Source organism: Rahnella sp. GSA61A, from assembly GCF_019969905.1.
Taxonomy (GTDB): Bacteria; Pseudomonadota; Gammaproteobacteria; order Enterobacterales; family Enterobacteriaceae; genus Rahnella; species Rahnella aceris.
The window spans coordinates 23902-43227 of sequence record NZ_JAHXYO010000008.1; the positions used below are offsets into that span (position 1 = coordinate 23902).

Annotated in this window: 18 protein-coding genes; 3 read left to right on the forward strand and 15 right to left on the reverse strand. The window is 53.0% G+C overall.

Going from position 1 to position 19326, the window contains the following annotated elements; all coding sequences use genetic code 11:
• Positions 1-406: 406 nt before the first annotated feature.
• The 8 genes from LC431_RS12175 to LC431_RS12210 all read right to left on the reverse strand — a co-directional run bounded on the left by LC431_RS12175 (position 407) and on the right by LC431_RS12210 (position 8369).
• Entirely contained in the window at positions 407-1624 is a 1218-nt protein-coding gene (locus tag LC431_RS12175) for an aspartate aminotransferase family protein (RefSeq protein ID WP_013573632.1), read from the reverse strand.
• A 123-nt stretch (positions 1625-1747) separates the two neighbouring features.
• On the reverse strand, positions 1748-2323 hold the full coding sequence (locus LC431_RS12180; protein ID WP_013573631.1) for an aminodeoxychorismate synthase component II: 576 nt from the start codon (positions 2321-2323) through the stop codon (positions 1748-1750).
• A 76-nt stretch (positions 2324-2399) separates the two neighbouring features.
• Positions 2400-3002 carry a putative adenosine monophosphate-protein transferase Fic gene (locus LC431_RS12185; protein ID WP_014411515.1) on the reverse strand — a complete coding sequence of 201 codons (603 nt, stop codon included), beginning with the start codon at positions 3000-3002 and terminating at the stop codon, positions 2400-2402.
• Positions 2992-3162 carry a YhfG family protein gene (locus tag LC431_RS12190; protein ID WP_013573629.1) on the reverse strand — a complete coding sequence of 57 codons (171 nt, stop codon included), beginning with the start codon at positions 3160-3162 and terminating at the stop codon, positions 2992-2994. Before LC431_RS12190 ends, LC431_RS12185 begins: the two co-directional genes overlap by 11 nt.
• Before the next feature lie 97 nt (positions 3163-3259).
• Positions 3260-4465: an aldose 1-epimerase family protein gene (locus tag LC431_RS12195; protein ID WP_223509911.1), complete on the reverse strand. Its 1206-nt coding sequence runs from the start codon at positions 4463-4465 to the stop codon at positions 3260-3262.
• A 243-nt stretch (positions 4466-4708) separates the two neighbouring features.
• Complete coding sequence (locus LC431_RS12200; protein WP_037033645.1) at positions 4709-6232, reverse strand: helicase HerA-like C-terminal domain-containing protein; 1524 nt, start codon at positions 6230-6232, stop codon at positions 4709-4711.
• A gap of 141 nt (positions 6233-6373) precedes the next feature.
• Positions 6374-6940 carry a peptidylprolyl isomerase A gene (ppiA, locus tag LC431_RS12205; RefSeq protein WP_013573626.1) on the reverse strand — a complete coding sequence of 189 codons (567 nt, stop codon included), beginning with the start codon at positions 6938-6940 and terminating at the stop codon, positions 6374-6376.
• Positions 6941-7085: 145 nt separating this feature from the next.
• Complete coding sequence (locus LC431_RS12210; protein ID WP_013573625.1) at positions 7086-8369, reverse strand: cytosine deaminase; 1284 nt, start codon at positions 8367-8369, stop codon at positions 7086-7088.
• Positions 8370-8592: 223 nt separating this feature from the next.
• On the opposite strand from LC431_RS12210, the gene nirB reads away from it, so the two are divergent.
• The 3 genes from nirB to cysG all read left to right on the forward strand — a co-directional run bounded on the left by nirB (position 8593) and on the right by cysG (position 12978).
• On the forward strand, positions 8593-11145 hold the full coding sequence (gene nirB, locus LC431_RS12215; protein WP_112198417.1) for a nitrite reductase large subunit NirB: 2553 nt from the start codon (positions 8593-8595) through the stop codon (positions 11143-11145).
• Positions 11142-11492 carry a nitrite reductase small subunit NirD gene (nirD, locus tag LC431_RS12220; protein WP_223509913.1) on the forward strand — a complete coding sequence of 117 codons (351 nt, stop codon included), beginning with the start codon at positions 11142-11144 and terminating at the stop codon, positions 11490-11492. The genes nirB and nirD overlap by 4 nt, the downstream gene beginning before the upstream one ends.
• Positions 11493-11583: 91 nt before the next feature.
• Positions 11584-12978: a siroheme synthase CysG gene (gene cysG, locus LC431_RS12225; RefSeq protein ID WP_013573622.1), complete on the forward strand. Its 1395-nt coding sequence runs from the start codon at positions 11584-11586 to the stop codon at positions 12976-12978.
• Between the two features lie 79 nt (positions 12979-13057).
• Here the strand turns inward: cysG and trpS are convergent, their stop codons facing one another.
• The 7 genes from trpS to aroK form a co-directional block, all read right to left on the reverse strand.
• Positions 13058-14074 carry a tryptophan--tRNA ligase gene (gene trpS, locus LC431_RS12230; protein WP_013573621.1) on the reverse strand — a complete coding sequence of 339 codons (1017 nt, stop codon included), beginning with the start codon at positions 14072-14074 and terminating at the stop codon, positions 13058-13060.
• A 1-nt stretch (position 14075) separates the two neighbouring features.
• The gene (locus LC431_RS12235; RefSeq protein ID WP_013573620.1) at positions 14076-14774 is read right to left on the reverse strand and encodes a phosphoglycolate phosphatase; all 699 of its coding nucleotides are present in this window, start codon (positions 14772-14774) and stop codon (positions 14076-14078) included.
• Positions 14767-15444, reverse strand: coding sequence for a ribulose-phosphate 3-epimerase (gene rpe / locus LC431_RS12240; RefSeq protein ID WP_013573619.1), 678 nt, complete (start codon positions 15442-15444; stop codon positions 14767-14769). Before rpe ends, LC431_RS12235 begins: the two co-directional genes overlap by 8 nt.
• A gap of 50 nt (positions 15445-15494) precedes the next feature.
• Positions 15495-16310, reverse strand: a complete 816-nt coding sequence (dam, locus tag LC431_RS12245; RefSeq protein ID WP_013573618.1) for an adenine-specific DNA-methyltransferase — start codon at positions 16308-16310, stop codon at positions 15495-15497.
• 82 nt (positions 16311-16392) lie between these two features.
• Positions 16393-17442, reverse strand: a complete 1050-nt coding sequence (locus LC431_RS12250) for an SPOR domain-containing protein (RefSeq protein ID WP_112151928.1) — start codon at positions 17440-17442, stop codon at positions 16393-16395.
• Between the two features lie 127 nt (positions 17443-17569).
• Positions 17570-18652, reverse strand: a complete 1083-nt coding sequence (aroB, locus tag LC431_RS12255) for a 3-dehydroquinate synthase (RefSeq protein ID WP_013573616.1) — start codon at positions 18650-18652, stop codon at positions 17570-17572.
• A 57-nt stretch (positions 18653-18709) separates the two neighbouring features.
• On the reverse strand, positions 18710-19231 hold the full coding sequence (aroK, locus tag LC431_RS12260) for a shikimate kinase AroK (protein ID WP_014333540.1): 522 nt from the start codon (positions 19229-19231) through the stop codon (positions 18710-18712).
• Positions 19232-19326: the final 95 nt, after the last annotated feature.

Here is a 19326-nt window from a genome sequence, read left to right on the forward strand (position 1 = left end):
TTGCGGTTCCTTCTCTCGGTCTTCGAGCCACTGGTCTCGAAGCCGCTCCGTTCAGCAAGATTTCTGATTCGCCCGCAGGATTCTAAATTCAAAAGCAGAAGGGTTTTATCTTTTAGAAATGTCGATTGGCGTGCTCAAAAATGGCACCGAATGAACGGTTCGAGACCTATGGCTCGAAGCCTGAAATTCGGGAATCGCGCAGCGATGACATTTTGCGCCACACACTAATGCGCCAGAACATGTCCGCCGTGCCCGCGACAGCGCGCAGTGAAAAAGCGAAGGGAGATCCAAGAGGGAAAAAGCACTTTTCCCTCTTGGTCGGTTTCGGCGCGAGAGGCCATGTGATAAATGTTAGTGAGAAACCGAAATTGTCTCGATCAAGCGTTTAAAGACGGAGGCGTGGGGATCACCCCCCACAAACTTTCCCCACGGCTTTCTCAAACCTTTCCATCCCTTCTTCAATATCCGCGAAGTCGATAACAAGCGATGGCGCAAACCGCATCACGTTTGGTCCGGCGACCAGCATCATCAATCCGAATTCTGCCGCGGCGGCATGGAATTCTCCGGCGCGGTTTTTATACGCATCAGAAAGCTCGGCGCCGATCAGCAAACCCTGGCCGCGGAACTCGCTGAAGATGTGATATTTCTGGTTGATGGCCTCCAGCGCGCTGATGAATTTCTCGCGGCGCTCGTTGATCCCGGCCAGCACGTCTGGCGTATTGATGATATCCAGTGCAGCCTCAGCGACGGCGCAGGCCAGCGGGTTACCGCCGTAGGTGGTGCCGTGTTTGCCCGGTTCCATCACCGAGGCCACGTCTTCGGTTGCCAGCATGGCGGAAACCGGGAAACCGCCGCCGAGCGCTTTGGCAGTGGTCAGGATGTCTGGCGTCACGCCGTAATGCATGTAGCTGAACAACTTGCCGCTGCGCCCCATGCCGCTTTGTACTTCATCCAGCACCAGCAGCGCCTGATGTTTGTCACAAAGCTCGCGCAGACCTTGCAGAAACGCTTTGGTCGCAGGCGTGACACCGCCCTCCCCTTGCACAGGCTCGACAACAATGGCGCAGGTGTGGTCGTCGATCACCGCTTTTACGGCATCCAGATCGTTGAACGGCACGTGCACAATATCAGCGGGTTTCGGGCCGAAGCCGTCGGAGTATTTCGGCTGGCCACCCACGGAAACCGTGAACAGCGTGCGACCGTGGAAGGCATTATGGAAAGCGATGATCTTACTTTTGTACGGGCTGTGACGGTGCGAAGCGTAATAGCGCGCCAGTTTAAAGGCCGCTTCGTTGGCTTCAGCGCCGGAGTTGGCGAAGAATACGCGGTCGGCAAAGGTGGCGTCGATCAGCTTCTGCGCCAGTCGAAGGGCGGGTTCATTGGTAAATACGTTACTGACATGCCACAGGGTTTCGCCCTGCTCGTGCAACGCTTTCACCAGTGCCGGATGGCAATGTCCAAGCGCCGTCACAGCGATACCCCCGGCGAAATCAACATACTCGTTCCCTTGCTGATCCCACACGCGACTGCCTTTACCTTTCACGGGAATGAATTTCGCAGGTGAATAAACCGGCAAAATAACTTTATCGAATGTGCCCCGATCTACCGATGATTTTTCCGCCATTACCCTTCTCCCTCACGACCATTGATATGAAAATATAATCACAAAATATGCATAAAAAATCACATACAGGCAAACAGAAATCGCATCTGATGGGCAAGTAATTTTTTCAGCAATATTAACTGATTAGATTTTAAGGAAATTATCCAAAAGCTGATGCCCCTGCTCGCTCAAAATGCTTTCAGGATGGAACTGAACGCCATGCAGCGGCAAGGTTTTGTGCATGATGCCCATAATGTCGTCACGACCACCATCCCGTTCTGTCCATGCAGTAACCTCGAAACAATCGGGCAGCGTCTGTGGCGCGACCACCAGCGAATGGTAGCGCGTCACGGTCAGCGGATTATTCAGCCCGGTAAAGACACTCCTGCCGGTATGGCGGACAGGGGATGTTTTACCGTGAATGGCCTGCCGGGCGCGGACGATGCTCGCGCCGAACGCCTGCGCCATCGCCTGATGCCCGAGGCACACGCCAAGTATCGGTAAACGGTCGGAGAAATGGGCAATCGCTTGCAGGGAAATGCCAGCCTGATCAGGCGTACACGGACCGGGAGAAATCACCAGATGTGAGGGGGAAAGCTGTTCAATGTCGGTGAGCGTCAGCTGATCATTACGCATCACTTTCACCTCTGCACCTAGCTCGCAAAAATATTGATAGAGGTTGTAGGTGAAGGAATCGTAGTTGTCGATCAGCAGCAGCATAGTGTACCCGGTAAAAGTCGGAAAATTTACCGGGCAATTCTACGCATTTTTCAGCTCGGGCTCAGTATTTTGTCGATCAATGTTCTTCCGGGATTTCACTGACAACAGTATTAAAAATTGCCACCAGCTCGGATTCATCACCAAACACCGCCGTTTTATTGGCCGCCAGCCAGCGCTCACGATCCACTTTGGACCAGTCAATATCGTAGCCAGCATGAATGACCAGTTGCTCGATGAAGATCCGCAGCGCACGTCCGTTACCTTCGCGGAACGGATGCAGCAGATTCAGGCCGGTGTAATAGTGAGCCAGACGCTCAGCGAGATTATCCAGGGGTAACCCGACCAGAAACGCTTCTTCTTCAAGCTCCTGCATCAGCGCGTTGCCCTCTTTTTCGATGTATTCGAAATGGCAAAACTGAGTGTCATCCTTGTAGATATCGATTTCACGGAACTCGCCTGCCCAGGCGTAAATATCCTGGAACAAAGACAGATGCACCGCACACAGATGCGGCAGTCCCATCACCGCAGGCCCAAGCGGCATCGCTGACGCGCGCAGGGCAGTAAATGCGAGTTCGGCCTGCAACAGACGATGTTCTTCACGGATTTCCAGCCGGTTTTTCAGCACATTGATGCCGGTATAATAGTAAGGGTCGGCACCGGGCACGAGTTTATCGTTCATAGTGCTTCCTCAGTTCGGTGAGGCGTTGTGAAATTTGTTCGTTGTCTAACGTGATAACCTCAACCTGCAAACCATCCAGCGCGCTACTGGCCTGAAAGTTCTGCCGCTGACGTTCGCGAAAAAGTTTTTCCTGCTGCCTGAGTGTCAGTTTCTTCGCCATTATTTCCTCCCTGGGTACAGCCATTCGGGCACATACCTTGTGGAGTTAAGTATAGACAGAGAAAAAAGGGCGCCAGCTTCAGCGCCCTAAACTCGGATTATTCAACAGCGATAGGGGTCTCGTTCACGTCTGTTTTATGATCTGCCTGAAGCGTTTTCACGCGATCCTCAAGCTGTTTCACCGCCTGCGCATCCGGCAGAAGTGAATATTTCAGTTCAAACACCGTGCTCTGGCCGGGTTGCAGTTGTTTCACGCGGCCTTGTTTACGTTCGATAGTGACCGGATACGCATAGTTGGTGCCCGGTTCAATACCCGTAACGTAACCCTGCTTCAGAGTGTCGGTGTTTTTCCACAGCGTCAGCAGCGGCAACTGATGGGTATCGAATTCAATCGATGCTCCTTTGTTGCCCGCTTTGTTCACTACGCCAGCAATGGTTTTACCCTGTGCATCCGCCAGCGGAACCATGTTAAAGACCATCTCGTCGAAGCCTTTGGTTGGCCCGGCGTAAGTCTGCCAGTCTGCTAAACCTTTTTTGGCGTAATCATTGAACGGAGAAATTGATTTCAGCGGCGCAATGAAACGGGCGCCCTGCTCAAGGATCGGCTGACCGAAATTACTGTGATAAATAATCTGGTAGTCGTGCGGATAATCCGACTGGTTAGTCAGGGTGTCGTGGATGGTCCACGAATGACTACCCGGCACGTAACGCAGCTCAGTCCAGGTTTCCAGCTTGGCTTTCTTAAAGGTGTCTTCTTTCAGCAAGCCGCGCACCGTGATTTCATAAGGGGCTTTATCGGCAATATCAACCACCACTTTCGAGGCTGTTGTATTGCCCGCCCGACCGTGCAGCGTGTAAATCATGCCGTCAGCAGTAACAGGATGTCCGGTCCATTCAAAGCCGCAACGCACCATCATTTCGTTGAAACCTTCCAGCCAGCCCACACCGTTACGGCTTTCAAGGTTGATATAGGCCGGATTCACCACCTCCTGAACCGGAGAATCCCAACCTAAGCGGATGTTATCGCCGGTCACGTGCAGTAAATCCATCCCGCGCGTCGGGCTCAGCGCAATCGTCAGCCCTTTGCTGGTAATAGTGATGACTTTTGACCCTTCCTGTTTGCCACCGTGAAGCACTTTTTGTTCGATGCTGAAATCCGCGCCCGCGATGTTCAGCTTTTTGTTGTCGGTCTTCCAGTTTCCCAGTTCTGTACCGGCTTCAGCATCCGTCAGCACGATGGTTTGTGCAGTGGCCTGCCACGAAAAAAGCCCCAGAACGATCCCGGTAACGAGTAATTTTTTCACAATAACCCCTTTTTGCTGAATTGATTTAGCCCAAAAGCAATTCAGCCTACAAAGTCCGGCAGGCGAAAAACGTGACAGCCTTCAAGTTGAGCGGTTTTTATGCTAAATGACAGGCAGTAACGTGCCAGACCTCGCAAAAAATCGTAATTTCAGAGAGAAATTGCAAATGAAACTGAGATCTCAGGCAGGAAGAGACGCGCATAAGCTGATGCGTTTCAGCTTATACGCGTTAGCAGAAGGATGTTACTTTTTACGGCCTCCCATAATGGAACCGAGAACCCCACGCAGGATCTGACGACCTAAATCACGCGCCATGCTTTTTGCCGCAACCTGTACCACACCGTCACGTTTACCCCCCCGTGGTCCGGTGCTGCCGAACAATATTTCATTCAGTCCCCCCATCAGCCCACCGCCGGAAGGGGTTTGCGCCGCCGGTTTGGCCGGGCCTGTGGATTGCGGCGTGTTGATCGTGCCGAAACCTTGTGCGGTGATTTTTTCGTAGGCCGATTCACGGTCTATGCTGTCTTCATAGCGACCATACAGAGGCGACTGGTTGATCGCTTTGTTACGTTCGTCGTCGCCAGTCATGCCCATTTTCGATTCCGGCGCTATCACCATCGCCCGCTCAACGATTTCAGGACGCCCCTTTTCATCCAGAAATGACACCAGCGCCTCGCCAACGCCCAGTTCAGTGATCGCCGTTTCAGCGTCGAAAGCCGGATTCGCGCGCAGTGTTTGCGCCGCCGCTTTGACCGCTTTCTGGTCACGCGGCGTAAAGGCGCGTAAGGCATGCTGTACGCGGTTACCGAGCTGCCCGAGCACGCTGTCAGGAATATCCAGCGGGTTTTGCGTCACGAAGTAAATACCCACGCCTTTGGAGCGGATCAGCCGCACGACCTGTTCAATTTTTGTCAGCAGCGCCTGCGGGGCGTCATTGAACAGCAGATGAGCTTCGTCAAAGAAGAACACCAGTTTGGGCTGCTCAGGGTCACCGACTTCCGGCAGATGCTCAAACAATTCAGCCAGCAGCCACAGCAGGAAAACGGAGTAGAGTTTAGGCTGATTAATCAGCTTATCCGCGGCCAGCAGGTTGATAATACCGTGGCCTTTCTTGTCGGTTTTCATCAGGTCATTAATATCCAGCATCGGCTCACCGAAGAACTGATTTGCGCCCTGACCTTCCAGCGTCAGCAAGCCTCGCTGAATGGCGCCGATGGAAGCGGAAGAAATATTGCCGTACTGCGTCTGGAACTGTTTAGCGTTATCACCGGTAAACTGCACCATGGCACGCAAATCTTTCATATCGAGCAGCAACAAGCCGTTGTCGTCGGCAATCTTAAACACCAGTTGCAGCACGCCGCTTTGCACGTCATTAAGATCGAGCAATCGCGCCAGCAGCAGCGGCCCGAGGTCAGAAATCGTCGCGCGGATCGGATGGCCTTTTTCACCAAAGATATCCCACGGGATAATGCTGCATGCCTGCGGCTGCCAGTCCGTCACGCCAATATCATTCAACCGCGCGGCGAGTTTTTCCGACGCCACACCTTCAGCACCAATACCGGATAAATCCCCTTTCACATCGGCCAGAAAAACCGGAATACCGATACGGGAAAACTGCTCGGCCATTCGTTGCAGCGTGACGGTTTTACCGGTACCGGTCGCGCCGGTAATCAGTCCATGTCGGTTCGCCAGCGCAGGAAGGATCACCAGATCCTGTACCGGTTTACCTTCATTCATGGCTTTGGCAATCAGACGGGCTTCACTCATTTCATTGTCCTTGAAAGTGGCAGGCGGGGAGCTTTCTATAAAACTATAAGTCTCATCAAAGGGGCGTCAATAAATAGGCAATAAAAAGCCCCCGGAACCGGAGGCTTAGAAAAACAGTATTCTGGAGGAAGGGCTGAAAAATTAAGGCAGCACTTTCGCAGACAGGATCACAATCGGCGTCGTCGGCACGTTCTGGTAAGGCCCGACATTATCCGTTTTGACCTGAGACATTTTGTCTACCACATCCATGCCTTTAATGACTTTACCGAATACGGCATAGCCGAAATCACGCTGACCGTGATCGAGGAAGGCGTTATCTGCCACGTTGATGAAGAACTGGCTGGTCGCGCTGTCTTTATCGGCAGTACGCGCCATGGCGATGGTGCCGCGCAGGTTACGCAGGCCATTGTCCGCTTCGTTCTTGATCGGCTCTTTGGGCGCTTTTTGCTGCATGTCAGCCGTAAAACCGCCACCCTGCACCATGAAGCCCGGGATCACGCGGTGGAAAATGGTGTTGTTGTAATAGCCGCTCTGAGCGTAATCAACGAAATTCTTCACAGAAACCGGTGCCTTCGCACTGTCGAGTTCCAATTCGATATTCCCCGCTGAAGTGGTCAGCATGACATGGGTTTGGGCGGCCGCAAGAACAGGCTCCATTGCAGTCAGGGATAGCAGCGCAGTCAGGGCCACTAAAGTACGTTTAAACATGACGGTTCCTTTCTTCAGAATACAAACAACAGATCCCACTGATTCTAAAGAGGCTTTACGCTTAGCGCCAGACCTTTACCTTTATTTACGCTTGGGAATAAATATTCCAATTATTTCAGAATATTACATCATATTTTTCACTGCCTTAGCTGTTGAAATCCACAGCGTGATCTTCATCAAGATGGATGAGGGTTTTTGCCAGCTGTGTTTGCGCGATCAGTACGCCCTCGCGCAGAGAATATTGTACCGGTGTCTGGCGGCGCACCGCGTCGAAACCACTTTGTGCTGGCAGGATCACCAGGCTGGCAGCATAGCCACTTTCCAGACCGTAACCTTGCAGATTCATCGTGCGGGCGCTGTAGGTGGTGATGAGCTTCAGCCCGTCATTAATTTGCTGATATCCCATCAGCTGACAGACATGCAGCCCCATGTGCAGTACCTGCAACATATTGGCGGTGCCGAGCGGATACCACGGGTCAAACACATCATCATGGCCGAAACAGACGTTGATCCCCGCCTCCAGCATTTCTTTCACACGCGTAATACCGCGGCGTTTCGGATAGGTGTCAAACCGTCCCTGCAGGTGGATATTGACCAGCGGATTGGCGACAAAGTTGATACCTGACATTTTCAGCAAGCGGAATAAACGCGAAGTGTACGCGCCGTTATAGGAATGCATCGCGGTGGTATGGCTGGCGGTAACGCGAGCGCCCATGTTTTCACGCAGGGCCAGCGCGGCCACAGTTTCGACAAAACGCGACTGCTCATCGTCAATTTCATCGCAATGGACGTCGATCAGCTTGTCGTATTTTTTCGCCAGTTCGAAGGTTTTATGCAGCGATTCCACACCGTATTCGCGGGTGAACTCGAAATGGGGAATCGCACCGACGACGTCAGCGCCCAGCTTCAGCGCCTCTTCCAGCAAGGCTTCGCCGTTCGGGTACGACATGATGCCTTCCTGCGGAAACGCCACAATTTGCAGCGTGACCCACGGCGCGACTTCAGCTTTCACTTCCAGCATGGCTTTGAGTGCCGTCAGCGTCGGATCAGACACATCCACATGGGTGCGCACATGCTGGATGCCGTTGGCTATCTGCCACTTTAGCGTCTGCCAGGCGCGCTGTTTGACGTCTTCATGCGACAACAGCGCCTTGCGTTCTGCCCAGCGTTCAATGCCTTCAAATAACGTACCGGACTGATTCCATGCTGGCTGACCGGCGGTTTGAGTGGTATCGAGATGAATGTGCGGCTCGATAAAAGGAGGGATTGCCAACCCCCCTTCAGCATCCAGGATATGCTCGCCATAGTCGGCATTATCCCATTGAGGGACAATCTGGCGTATCACGCCGCCTTCGATATCTATCTGCCACAACCCTTCCCGGTCAGGCAACCGTACATTTTTCACGGTACGCAAAAGAGTTTTCGTCACGCGTTACCTCATCATTTTTAGTAAGACTGCGTTGTCGGTGATGTTAAAGCCAATCTTAGAACAATAGCCTGAAAGTGTTTATAAATCGAAAGGTTACGCAAAAACCCAATAAAATCAGTCAAATACCCCCTAAGGAGTATATTGGAACTGGCTTGATTTGCATCAATACCCCCTGTTACGCGCGGGTTATGTTTAGCCTCAGAAAATCAATATTGAGGCAATTATGAGCAAAGTCAGAATCGCGATTATTGGCAACGGCATGGTCGGCCATCGCTTTATCGAAGATTTACTGGATAAAGCAGAACCGGGCCAGTTCGATATCACGGTATTTTGTGAAGAGCCGCGCGTGGCCTATGACCGCGTCCATCTTTCCTCTTATTTTTCACATCATACTGCCGAAGAACTGTCACTGGTTCGCGAAGGATTCTACGAAAAACATAACGTCAATGTGCTGATTGGCGAACGGGCGATTACGCTCAACCGCAGTGAAAAAGTCATTCATTCCAGCAGCGGCCGCACGGTGTATTACGACAAACTGATTATCGCCACCGGCTCCTACCCGTGGGTGCCGCCGATCGCGGGTTCTGACAGTCAGGATTGCTTCGTTTACCGCACCATTGAAGACTTACATGCCATCGAATCCTGCGCCCGTCGTAGCAAACGCGGTGCCGTGGTCGGCGGCGGTCTACTCGGCCTTGAAGCCGCCGGTGCATTGAAAAACCTCGGGGTTGAAACCCACGTGGTAGAATTCGCCCCCGGCCTGATGGCGGAACAACTCGATACGCAGGGCGGCAGCCAGCTACGCCAGAAAATCGAAAGCATGGGCGTACGCGTCCACACCGCCAAAAATACTCAACAGATTGTTCAGGGCGGCACGTCTGCCCGTAAAACGATGGAGTTCGCCGATGGCACCTTCCTTGAAGTCGATTTCATCGTATTCTCCACCGGTATCCGTCCGCAGGACAAACTGGCGCGCCAGTGTGATTTAGAGATCGCTCCGCGCGGTGGCATTGTGATTAACGACCAGTGCCAGACCAGTGACCCGGATGTGTACGCCATCGGCGAATGTGCTTCGTGGAATCAGCGTACTTTCGGTCTGGTGGCACCGGGCTACAAAATGGCGCAGGTCACCGCTGATCATTTACTCGGTCGCGATAACGCCTTCACCGGCGCAGACATGAGCGCCAAACTGAAACTGTTAGGCGTGGATGTGGCCGGTATCGGCGACGCGCATGCCCGCACGCCGGGCGCACGCAGCTACGTTTATCTGGATGAAACCAAAGCGTTGTACAAACGCCTGGTGGTCAGCGAAGACAATAAAACGCTGCTCGGTGCCGTGCTGGTCGGTGATACCAGCGATTACGGCAATCTGCTGCAACTGGTGCTGAACAGTATTCCACTGCCGGAAAATCCCGATGCGCTGATCCTGCCCGCTCACGCAGGCAGCGGTGGCGCGGTGATTGGCACCGATGCCCTGCCGGAAAGCGCGCAAATCTGTTCGTGTTTTGACGTCACCAAAGGCGATATCATCAAAGCGGTTCAGGGCGGTTGTCACACCGTGGCGGCACTGAAATCGGCGACCAAAGCCGGTACCGGTTGCGGCGGCTGTATCCCGCTGGTAACGCAGGTGCTAAATGCTGAACTCAGCAAACAAGGCATCGAAGTTAACCATCATCTGTGCGAACACTTCGCCTATTCGCGCCAGGAGCTTTATCACCTGATCCGCGTGGAAGGTATCCGCTCATTCGACGACTTGCTGAATAAATACGGCAAAGGCTACGGTTGTGAAGTCTGTAAACCGACCGTCGGATCGCTGCTGGCTTCCTGCTGGAACGATTACGTGCTGAAACCGCAGCACACGCCATTGCAGGATACCAACGATGTGTTCCTTGCTAACATGCAAAAAGACGGTACCTATTCCGTTATACCGCGCTCGCCGGGCGGTGAAATCACACCGCAAGGCTTGCAGGCAATTGGTGAAATCGCAGCTGAATACAATCTCTACACCAAAATTACCGGCTCGCAGCGTATCGGCATGTTCGGCGCGCAAAAGGACGATTTACCCGCCATCTGGCAGAAACTGATTAACGCCGGCTTCGAAACCGGTCAGGCCTACGCCAAAGCCCTGCGTATGGCAAAAACCTGCGTCGGCAGCACCTGGTGCCGTTACGGCGTGGGCGACAGCCTCGGTTTCGGCATCAGCCTGGAAAACCGCTACAAAGGCATCCGCACGCCCCACAAAATGAAATTTGGCGTGTCCGGTTGTACCCGTGAATGCTCGGAAGCACAGGGCAAAGATGTCGGGATTATCGCCACGGAAAACGGCTGGAACCTGTATGTCTGCGGCAACGGCGGCATGAAACCACGGCACGGTGATTTACTGGCCGCCGATCTGGATAACGACACCCTGCTGCGTTATCTCGACCGTTTCATGATGTTCTACATCCGCACTGCCGATAAACTGCAACGTACCTCGGTCTGGATGGACAATCTCGAAGGCGGTATCGACTACCTGCGTAAAGTCATCATCGATAACAAACTGGGAATTAACGACCAGCTCGAAGCCGAACTGACACGCCTGCGCGACTCAGCGGTTTGTGAATGGCAGGAAACGCTGAACGATCCGGCGGCGCAAACCCGCTTCAGTCACTTTATCAACAGCAGCCAGCGTGACCCGAACGTGCAGTTCGTCGGTGAGCGTCAGCAACATCGTCCGGCGCGTCCTGACGAACGTATCCCGGTAAGACAAATCGCCGACGGGGAGGAAGTATTATGAGCCAATGGTTAACGCTTTGTTCTGTCCACCAGATCCTGCCTGCATGCGGTGTTTGCGCACTGGCAGGCGATCAGCAGGTCGCGCTGTTTCGTCCTTATGCTGATGAGCAGATTTTTGCGCTGTCGAACATCGACCCTTTCGCACAGGCCAGCGTGCTGTCACGCGGGATTATCGCTGAACATCAGGGCGAGCTTTGGGTAGCCAGTCCGCTGAAAAAACAGCATTTCCGCCTGACCGACGGTGTCTGCATGGAAGACGAGCAGTATTCGATTCCGGCTTACGAGGTCCGCGTACAGGACGGAAATGTGGAAATCAACACCACCAGGCTTCGGGCTGAAATCGGCTAAACTCCGCGCCTTCCACGCCGCCTCCGGGCGGCGTTATTATTCATTCCAAAGAACGCTATTTCAAAGAACGCCGCCTCAGAGAATATTATCTATGGATTACCTGCCCCTTTTTTGTCAGTTAAAAAACAGAGCCTGCTTACTGGTCGGTGCCGGTGATGTTGCAGAGCGTAAAGCGCGTTTGCTGCTGGAAGCTGGCGCAAAACTAACGGTGAACGCCCTCACCTTTACGCCGCAATTTCAGATCTGGGCAGATGAAGGCAAAGTCCGCCTGTTACGCGGTGAATTTTCACCGCTGCTGGTGGATGAAAAATGGCTGGTGATCGCTGCGACCGATTCCGATCTGGTGAATCAGGAAGTCAGCGAAGCCGCAGATCACCGCCGCGTGTTCTGCAACGTGGTCGATGCGCCGGAAAGTGCCAGCGTGATCATGCCGTCGATCATTGACCGTTCTCCGCTGATGATCGCGGTGTCTTCCGGCGGTAATGCGCCGGTACTCGCGCGTTTGCTGCGCGAACGTCTGGAATCCATTCTGCCGCAGCATCTGGGCAAACTGGCACAGGTCGCGGGCGGATTGCGGGCGCGGGTAAAAACACATTTTCCTGATGCTTCTGAGCGCCGTCGCTGGTGGGAAAAACTGTTTAATCATCATCGCCTGGCGCAGTCGCTGGCGAACAATGACAACGTGCAAAGCCACGAATACCTTGAAGAATTATTCCGCGAGCCCGTGGATAAACATGGCGAAGTGATTCTGGTCGGCGCCGGACCGGGCGATGCCGGATTACTGACGCTCAAAGGCTTGCAACAGATGCAACTGGCCGACGTGGTGGTTTACGACCGGCTGGTTTCTGACAGCGTGCTGAATCTGGCACGTCGCGACGCGGAGCGGATTTTCGTGGGCAAACGTGCCGGACACCATTGTGTGCCGCAGGAGCGCATCAATGAAATCCTGCTGGAACAGGCGCAGATGGGCAAACGCGTTGTCCGTCTCAAAGGGGGCGATCCGTTTATCTTTGGTCGTGGCGGCGAAGAACTGGAAGCACTGAAAGCCGCAGGCATCGCGTTCTCCGTGGTGCCGGGCATCACGGCGGCCTCCGGTTGTTCCGCTTACAGCGGTATTCCGCTGACCCACCGCGATCACGCGCAAAGCGTGCGGCTGATCACCGGCCATGCGAAGCAGGATGGAGTTTTAGACTGGGCCTGCATGGCGCAAACTCAGCAAACACTGGTGTTTTATATGGGGCTTACGCAGGCCGGAGAGATCCAGCGCCGGTTGCTGGAGAATGGCCTGGCAGCAGAAACGCCTGTCGCACTGGTAGAAAACGGCACCAGCCAGCAACAACGAGTGGTGACAGGGAAGCTCACAGAGCTCGAAAATCTGGCGAAAAAGGTGCAAAGCCCCAGTCTGATTATTGTCGGCAGCGTGGTGAGCTTACGTCAGAAACTCAACTGGTTTGCCAGCGAAACCGTAGCGATGCCATCGGATTGAGCACAGCGGTTTACTGAGGATCTGAAAGCAAAAAACCACGTCCAAAGACGTGGTTTTGATTTAACGGCCAAAGCAGAAATTAGGGAAGAGTGACGAAGCCAATAGCTTCGTAGGCCTTCTTCAGCGTCACGCTGGCACGGGCACGGGCTTTCTCAGCCCCTTCTTTCATGACCTGTTGCAGGTAAGCTTCGTCACTGCGGAAGCGGTTAAAACGTTCCTGCACTTCAGTGAGCATGCCTGAAACCGCTTCAGCAACGGCACCTTTCAGATGACCATACATCTGGCCTTCAAATTCAGCTTCCAGCTCAGGAATGGCTTTGCCCGTCACACCAGAAAGGATATCCAGCAGGTTAGAAACGCCCGGCTTGTTTTTAATATCGTAACGGATGACTGGCGGCTCTTCAGAATCCGTCATCGCGCTTTTAATTTTTTTGGTCACCGCTTTCGGATCTTCCAGCAGGCCAATCACGTTTTTACGGTTGTCATCCGACTTTGACATCTTCTTGGTCGGTTCCTGCAATGACATCACGCGTGCACCGGATTTCGGAATGAACGGCTCCGGCACGGTAAACACATCACCATAAAGCGCGTTGAAACGTGCGGCGATATCGCGGCTCAGTTCCAGATGTTGTTTCTGGTCTTCACCAACCGGCACCTGATTGGTCTGGTACAGCAGAATATCCGCCGCCATCAGCACCGGATAATCAAACAGGCCAGCAGTGATGCTTTCGCTGTTGGAGGTTTCATAGCGCGCTGATTTGTCTTTAAACTGCGTCATACGACCCAGCTCACCGAAATAGGTGTAGCAATTCAGCGCCCAGCTTAGCTGACTATGTTCAGGAACATGAGACTGCACGAAGATGGTACTTTTCTTCGGATCAATGCCGACCGCCAGATACAGCGCCAGCGTGTCCAGCGTCGCTTTGCGCAGCTTTTCCGCATCCTGACGCACGGTGATCGCGTGCAAATCGACGATGCAGTAAATGCATTCGTAATCGTCCTGCATTTTGACCCATTGACGCAGCGCACCCATGTAGTTGCCAATGGTCAATTCGCCTGAGGGCTGTGCGCCACTAAATACGATGGGTTTACTCATTTTATGCTTCCTGATCTTTTAAAGATAACAGCCCTAAAGTGGGCAAAAGGTCGGCGAAATTATCCAGTACGCGATCGGGTTTGGTCAGCGCGATAGTTTCACCGTAGTTATAGCCGTAAGTCATGCCCACACACGGACAACCAGCGGCCTGCGCAGCATGAATATCATTGCGAGAATCACCGACAAAAACCATTTCACTGGCGCGCAATCCGAGCAGTGCCAGGGTCATGTAGACCGGTGCCGGATGCGGTTTTTTCGCCACGACATCGTCGCCGCCAATCACGACCGTGAAATAGCTGTCGATACCCAACGATTGCAACAAAGGCGCGATGAAAGGCGTGGGTTTGTTGGTCACCAGCCCCATTGGCAGCCCGGCTGCGGCCAGTGCAGCCAGCGTCTCTTTGACTTGCGGGTATAAACGGCTGCCACCTGCGGCAGTATCGGCATAATAGTGATCGAATTTATCGCGCACTTTCTGCAGAAACTCTGGCGACAAATCACCTTCGGCCCAGCGAACGGCACGTTCAACCATCACGTCAGCACCATTGCCAATCCAGGTACTGAGACGCTCAACGCCTGCGACAGGTAAATTGAAATCACGCAGCGCCATATCCATGGCTTCAGAGAGACCCGGCGCGCTGTCGACCAGCGTACCGTCGAGGTCAAAACCTAAACCGCGGGCGGCGAGAATTTCAGTCATGTGAGACCTTAGCCAGTTCACTGCGCATATGGTCAATCACCGTGCGGTAATCCGGCTGATTGAAGATAGCGGAACCGGCGACAAACATATCTGCACCGGCAGCGGCGATTTCGCCGATATTGTCGGCTTTCACACCACCGTCTACTTCCAGACGAATGTCATAACCGCTGGCATCAATAATCTTGCGAACCTGACGCAGTTTATCCAGTGTGCCCGGAATAAACGACTGCCCGCCGAAGCCAGGATTCACCGACATCAGCAGGATCACGTCGAGTTTATCCATCACGTATTCGAGATAGCTCAGGGAGGTTGCCGGGTTAAACACCAGACCGGCTTTACAGCCATGGCTTTTAATCAGCTGCAGGGAGCGGTCAACATGCTCGGACGCTTCGGGATGGAAAGTAATGTAAGAGGCACCGGCTTCGGCAAAATCCGGGATCAGACGATCAACCGGTTTGACCATCAGGTGAACATCGATCGGCGCGGTAATGCCGTAGTTACGCAGTGATTTAAGAATGGCTGGCCCCATCGTCAGATTGGGGACGTAGTGGTTGTCCATCACATCAAAATGGACCACATCTCCGCCCGCTTCCAGAGCTTTCGCTGTGTCTTCGCCCAAACGGGCAAAGTCAGCAGACAGAATGGACGGTGCAATCAAAAACTGTTTCATCCGCTTCTCCAAACGATAGGTTTATCCGATGATCACCGCTTGGCCGGTAATCAGCGATATAGCGCTAAAAGTTCATTCACCATGCTGCGCTGGGCAACTTTACTGCTGATAGTGCGACGCGCTGACACGCGGTGCAGCTGTTTCGCCTGTGCATACCATTCCAGCGTAAGTGGTGTTTCGTGGTTGGAAATCAGCACCGGCACATCGTTCTCATTGGAAAGCTGATACGCCAGACGAGCCAGATTACGCTGATCATCCATGCTAAAACTGTTGGTGTGGTACGCCGTAAAATTTGCTGTCGCAGAAAGCGGGGCATAAGGCGGATCACAATAAACCACCGAGCCAGACTGCGCTTTCAGCAACGTGTCCTGATAATGCTCACACACGAATACTGCATTCTTCGCTTTTTCAGCAAACCAGTAGAGTTCTTCTTCAGGAAAATAAGGCTTTTTATAACGCCCGAAAGGCACATTAAACGCGCCACTGAGATTATAACGACACAGGCCGTTGTAACAATGGCGGTTAAGATAGAGGAAAAGTACCGAGCGACGATAAGTATCGCTGCTGGCATTAAACTCAGCCCTCAGGCCGTAAAAACGATCTGATTCGTTAAACTCTGGCGTAAAAAGCACGTGAGCATCACGCACAAATTCTTCAGTGCGTGTCTTCACAATGTTGTAGAGATTGATCAGGTCGCTATTGATGTCCGCCAGAATATAAGCGTCATACTCGGTATTCAAAAATACGGAGCCCGCGCCAACAAAAGGCTCAATCAGACAATCTCCCACCGGAAGATGACGTTTGATGTCATCAATCAGCGGGTATTTGCCGCCAGCCCACTTCAAAAACGCGCGGTTCTTCTTCATGCCGTCAGTTAGCTACTTATATACAATTCACAGCCGCGGATTGTATCCTGTTTTTAGACAGCAAATCGCGTTGAGATCAGTTTCATTTTTTCAGGTCTTGCTGTACCTGATGTACAGGCTTGACCCACGGTTTTTTCGCCTGAACTTCCGCAGGCAAGCTGGAAATAGCACGTTTGGCTTCTGCAGAAGAAGCGTAGTTACCACTCACCAGTACAAACCACGGCTTCCCGTCGCGGGCGGTCTGATAAACCAGATAATTTTTCAGGCCCTGCTGTTTTGCAAACGCATTCAGTGTATTGGACTGAGAAGCGCCGCTCAGTTGCAGGGTAAAGTGCGTACCTGGCGCAGACTTAATGGCAGATGTGCTGCCAGAAGCTGTTGCCGGTGCAGAGGCAACCGGAGCAGGTGACGCGGAGGATTTGGTTGCCGGCGTTTTCGCGGTATGCGACGCCGTTGCTGATGTCTTATGCTCAGCCTGTTTCGAGGTATGAGCAGGCTGCGCATTACGCGAAGACTGTGCCGGACGTACATGGGTGGCTGACGGCTGAGAACCTGCCGGCGCCTGAGTATGAGCTGAACCGTTGACGGTCGCTGGTGCGGTCGGCAAAGAAGTCAGTGACTGAGCCGCAGGTGCCATACTGCCTTGTGCCACGCCATCGACCTGATTTTGCTGGGAAGAAAGCGCATCGCTCATATCACCCGGCAAATCGACACGTTCTTTCGCCTGACCATTATTGGGAACAGGCTCGGCTTCGGTTGGTGTCGGGGAAACTGGCGGTAAACCGATACTCTTCGGTTGCTGGCCATCAGCTGGCTGTTGACCGTCTACGGCTTGCGCCGTATTAGCCTGAGCCTGAGCAGAAGGTTGAGCAGGTGCCGCAGCATCGTTACCTGAGAGACTGATGTCTTTCGGACCATTGGTCTGCTGAGCAGGCTGGCTGGAGGAAGGTGACTTCATGGCTGAGCCGATACCGACAATCAGCAATACCAGCACCACAATCCCGATGCCGATCATCACGTACTGACGGGATACAGCGACTTTTGGAATGGAAGGAGACGGTTTGCGCGCGCGCGGTGGGCGGCGATCGCTGGTGTCTGGTTTGAGATCGTCTTCCGGTGTTAAATCATCCATCTAAAACCTCCAACCCGGCAAAAGCCTCAAGAGGCTTTACGCGGAGCAACTATCCTGACTAAAAATATAAAGCTTTGCTGGCAAACGTAAAATCGGTCGTTATCTGGCCATCATTATGGCCACAGTCTTAACGGCAATCTTCAATCGAAGCCAGCACCATTTCATGCGATACGCCGGAGCGTACTTCAGACTGACCAATTGCTTTCGGTAAAACCAGACGCAGCTCGCCAGCCAGTACTTTCTTATCACGCATCATGTGCGGCAGATAAGACTGCGCGTCCATAACTTCGGGGCCCGTCACAGGCAAACCTGCGCGGGTCAGCAGGGCTTTCACCCGGGCGATATCACCCAGACTGAACTGCCCCAGGCGATGAGCTGTATAACACGCCATCACCATTCCAGCTGCCACAGCTTCGCCATGTAACCAGTTACCGTAACCCATTTCTGCTTCAATAGCATGGCCGTAAGTATGGCCCAGATTCAGCAAGGCGCGCAGTCCGTTTTCACGTTCATCGGCAGCCACAACCTCGGCTTTCAGCTCGCAGCAACGACGGATGCAATACGCCAGCGCATTCATATCCAGCGCCAGTAAAGCATCCATGTTGTCTTCAAGCCACACAAAGAAATCAGCATCCAAAATAATGCCGTATTTGATAACTTCCGCAAGACCCGATGACATTTCACGGGCAGGCAGAGTTCGCAGACAGTCGAGATCAACCACCACCGACGCAGGCTGATAAAAAGCGCCGATCATGTTTTTTCCGAGCGGATGGTTTACCGCTGTTTTACCGCCAACGGAGGAATCAACCTGAGAAAGCAGCGTGGTTGGCACCTGAACAAAGCGTACACCGCGCTGATAACTGGCTGCAGCGAAGCCGGTTAAATCACCGACTACGCCACCACCAAGAGCGATCAGAGTCGTATCACGTCCGTGCGGCTTTTCGAGTAGCGCGGAGAACACGTCATTTAGAACAGTCAGGGATTTGTATTGTTCACCATCAGGCAAAATGACCTGATCAACACGAACGCCTGCCTGCTCCAGCACTGAACGAATTGCATCCAGATAGAGAGGGGCAAGGGTTTCATTGGTCACTATCATGACCTGATCGCCTGCCTTTACCGGCATAAAAGAAGCCGGATCGTGGAACAATCCGGCAGCAATCGTAATGGGGTAGCTACGCTCCCCTAACGTTACGGTAATCCTCTCCATGTCGTGCTCTGTGACCTTCTTTAACTGACACCCTCAGGCAATGATGGACACCAATAATCAGTTACTTTCCAGCATATTGATAATCTGGTTAGCAACGACTTTGGCACTTTGATCATCGGTACGAATAGTGACGTCGGCAATCTCTTCATACAAAGGATTGCGCTCTCTCGCCAGTGCTTCAAGCACTTCACGCGGCGGAGCACTCACTTGTAATAATGGACGTTTTTTGTCGCGTTGTGTACGCGCCAGTTGTTTTTCGATGGTAGTTTCAAGATAGACGACAACGCCACGCGCTGACAAACGGTTACGGGTTTCACGTGATTTCACGGAACCGCCACCTGTCGCCAGAACAATGCCTTGTTTTTCGGTCAGTTCGTTGATCACTTTTTCTTCGCGGTCGCGGAATCCGTCTTCGCCTTCCAAATCAAATACCCAGCCCACATCAGCTCCGGTACGTCGCTCAATTTCGTGATCGGAGTCGAAAAACTCCATATTGAGTTGCTGAGCTAACTGTCGACCAATAGTGCTTTTGCCGGCACCCATAGGCCCAACCAGAAAGATATTGCGTTTCTCTGCCATGTTTTTCGGTATTACTAAGACAATTCGTTGATGATAACCCGCCCCGCCAATCAAATTAGCGGCGGGACCTAAACTGAAACCTCATGAGCGATATA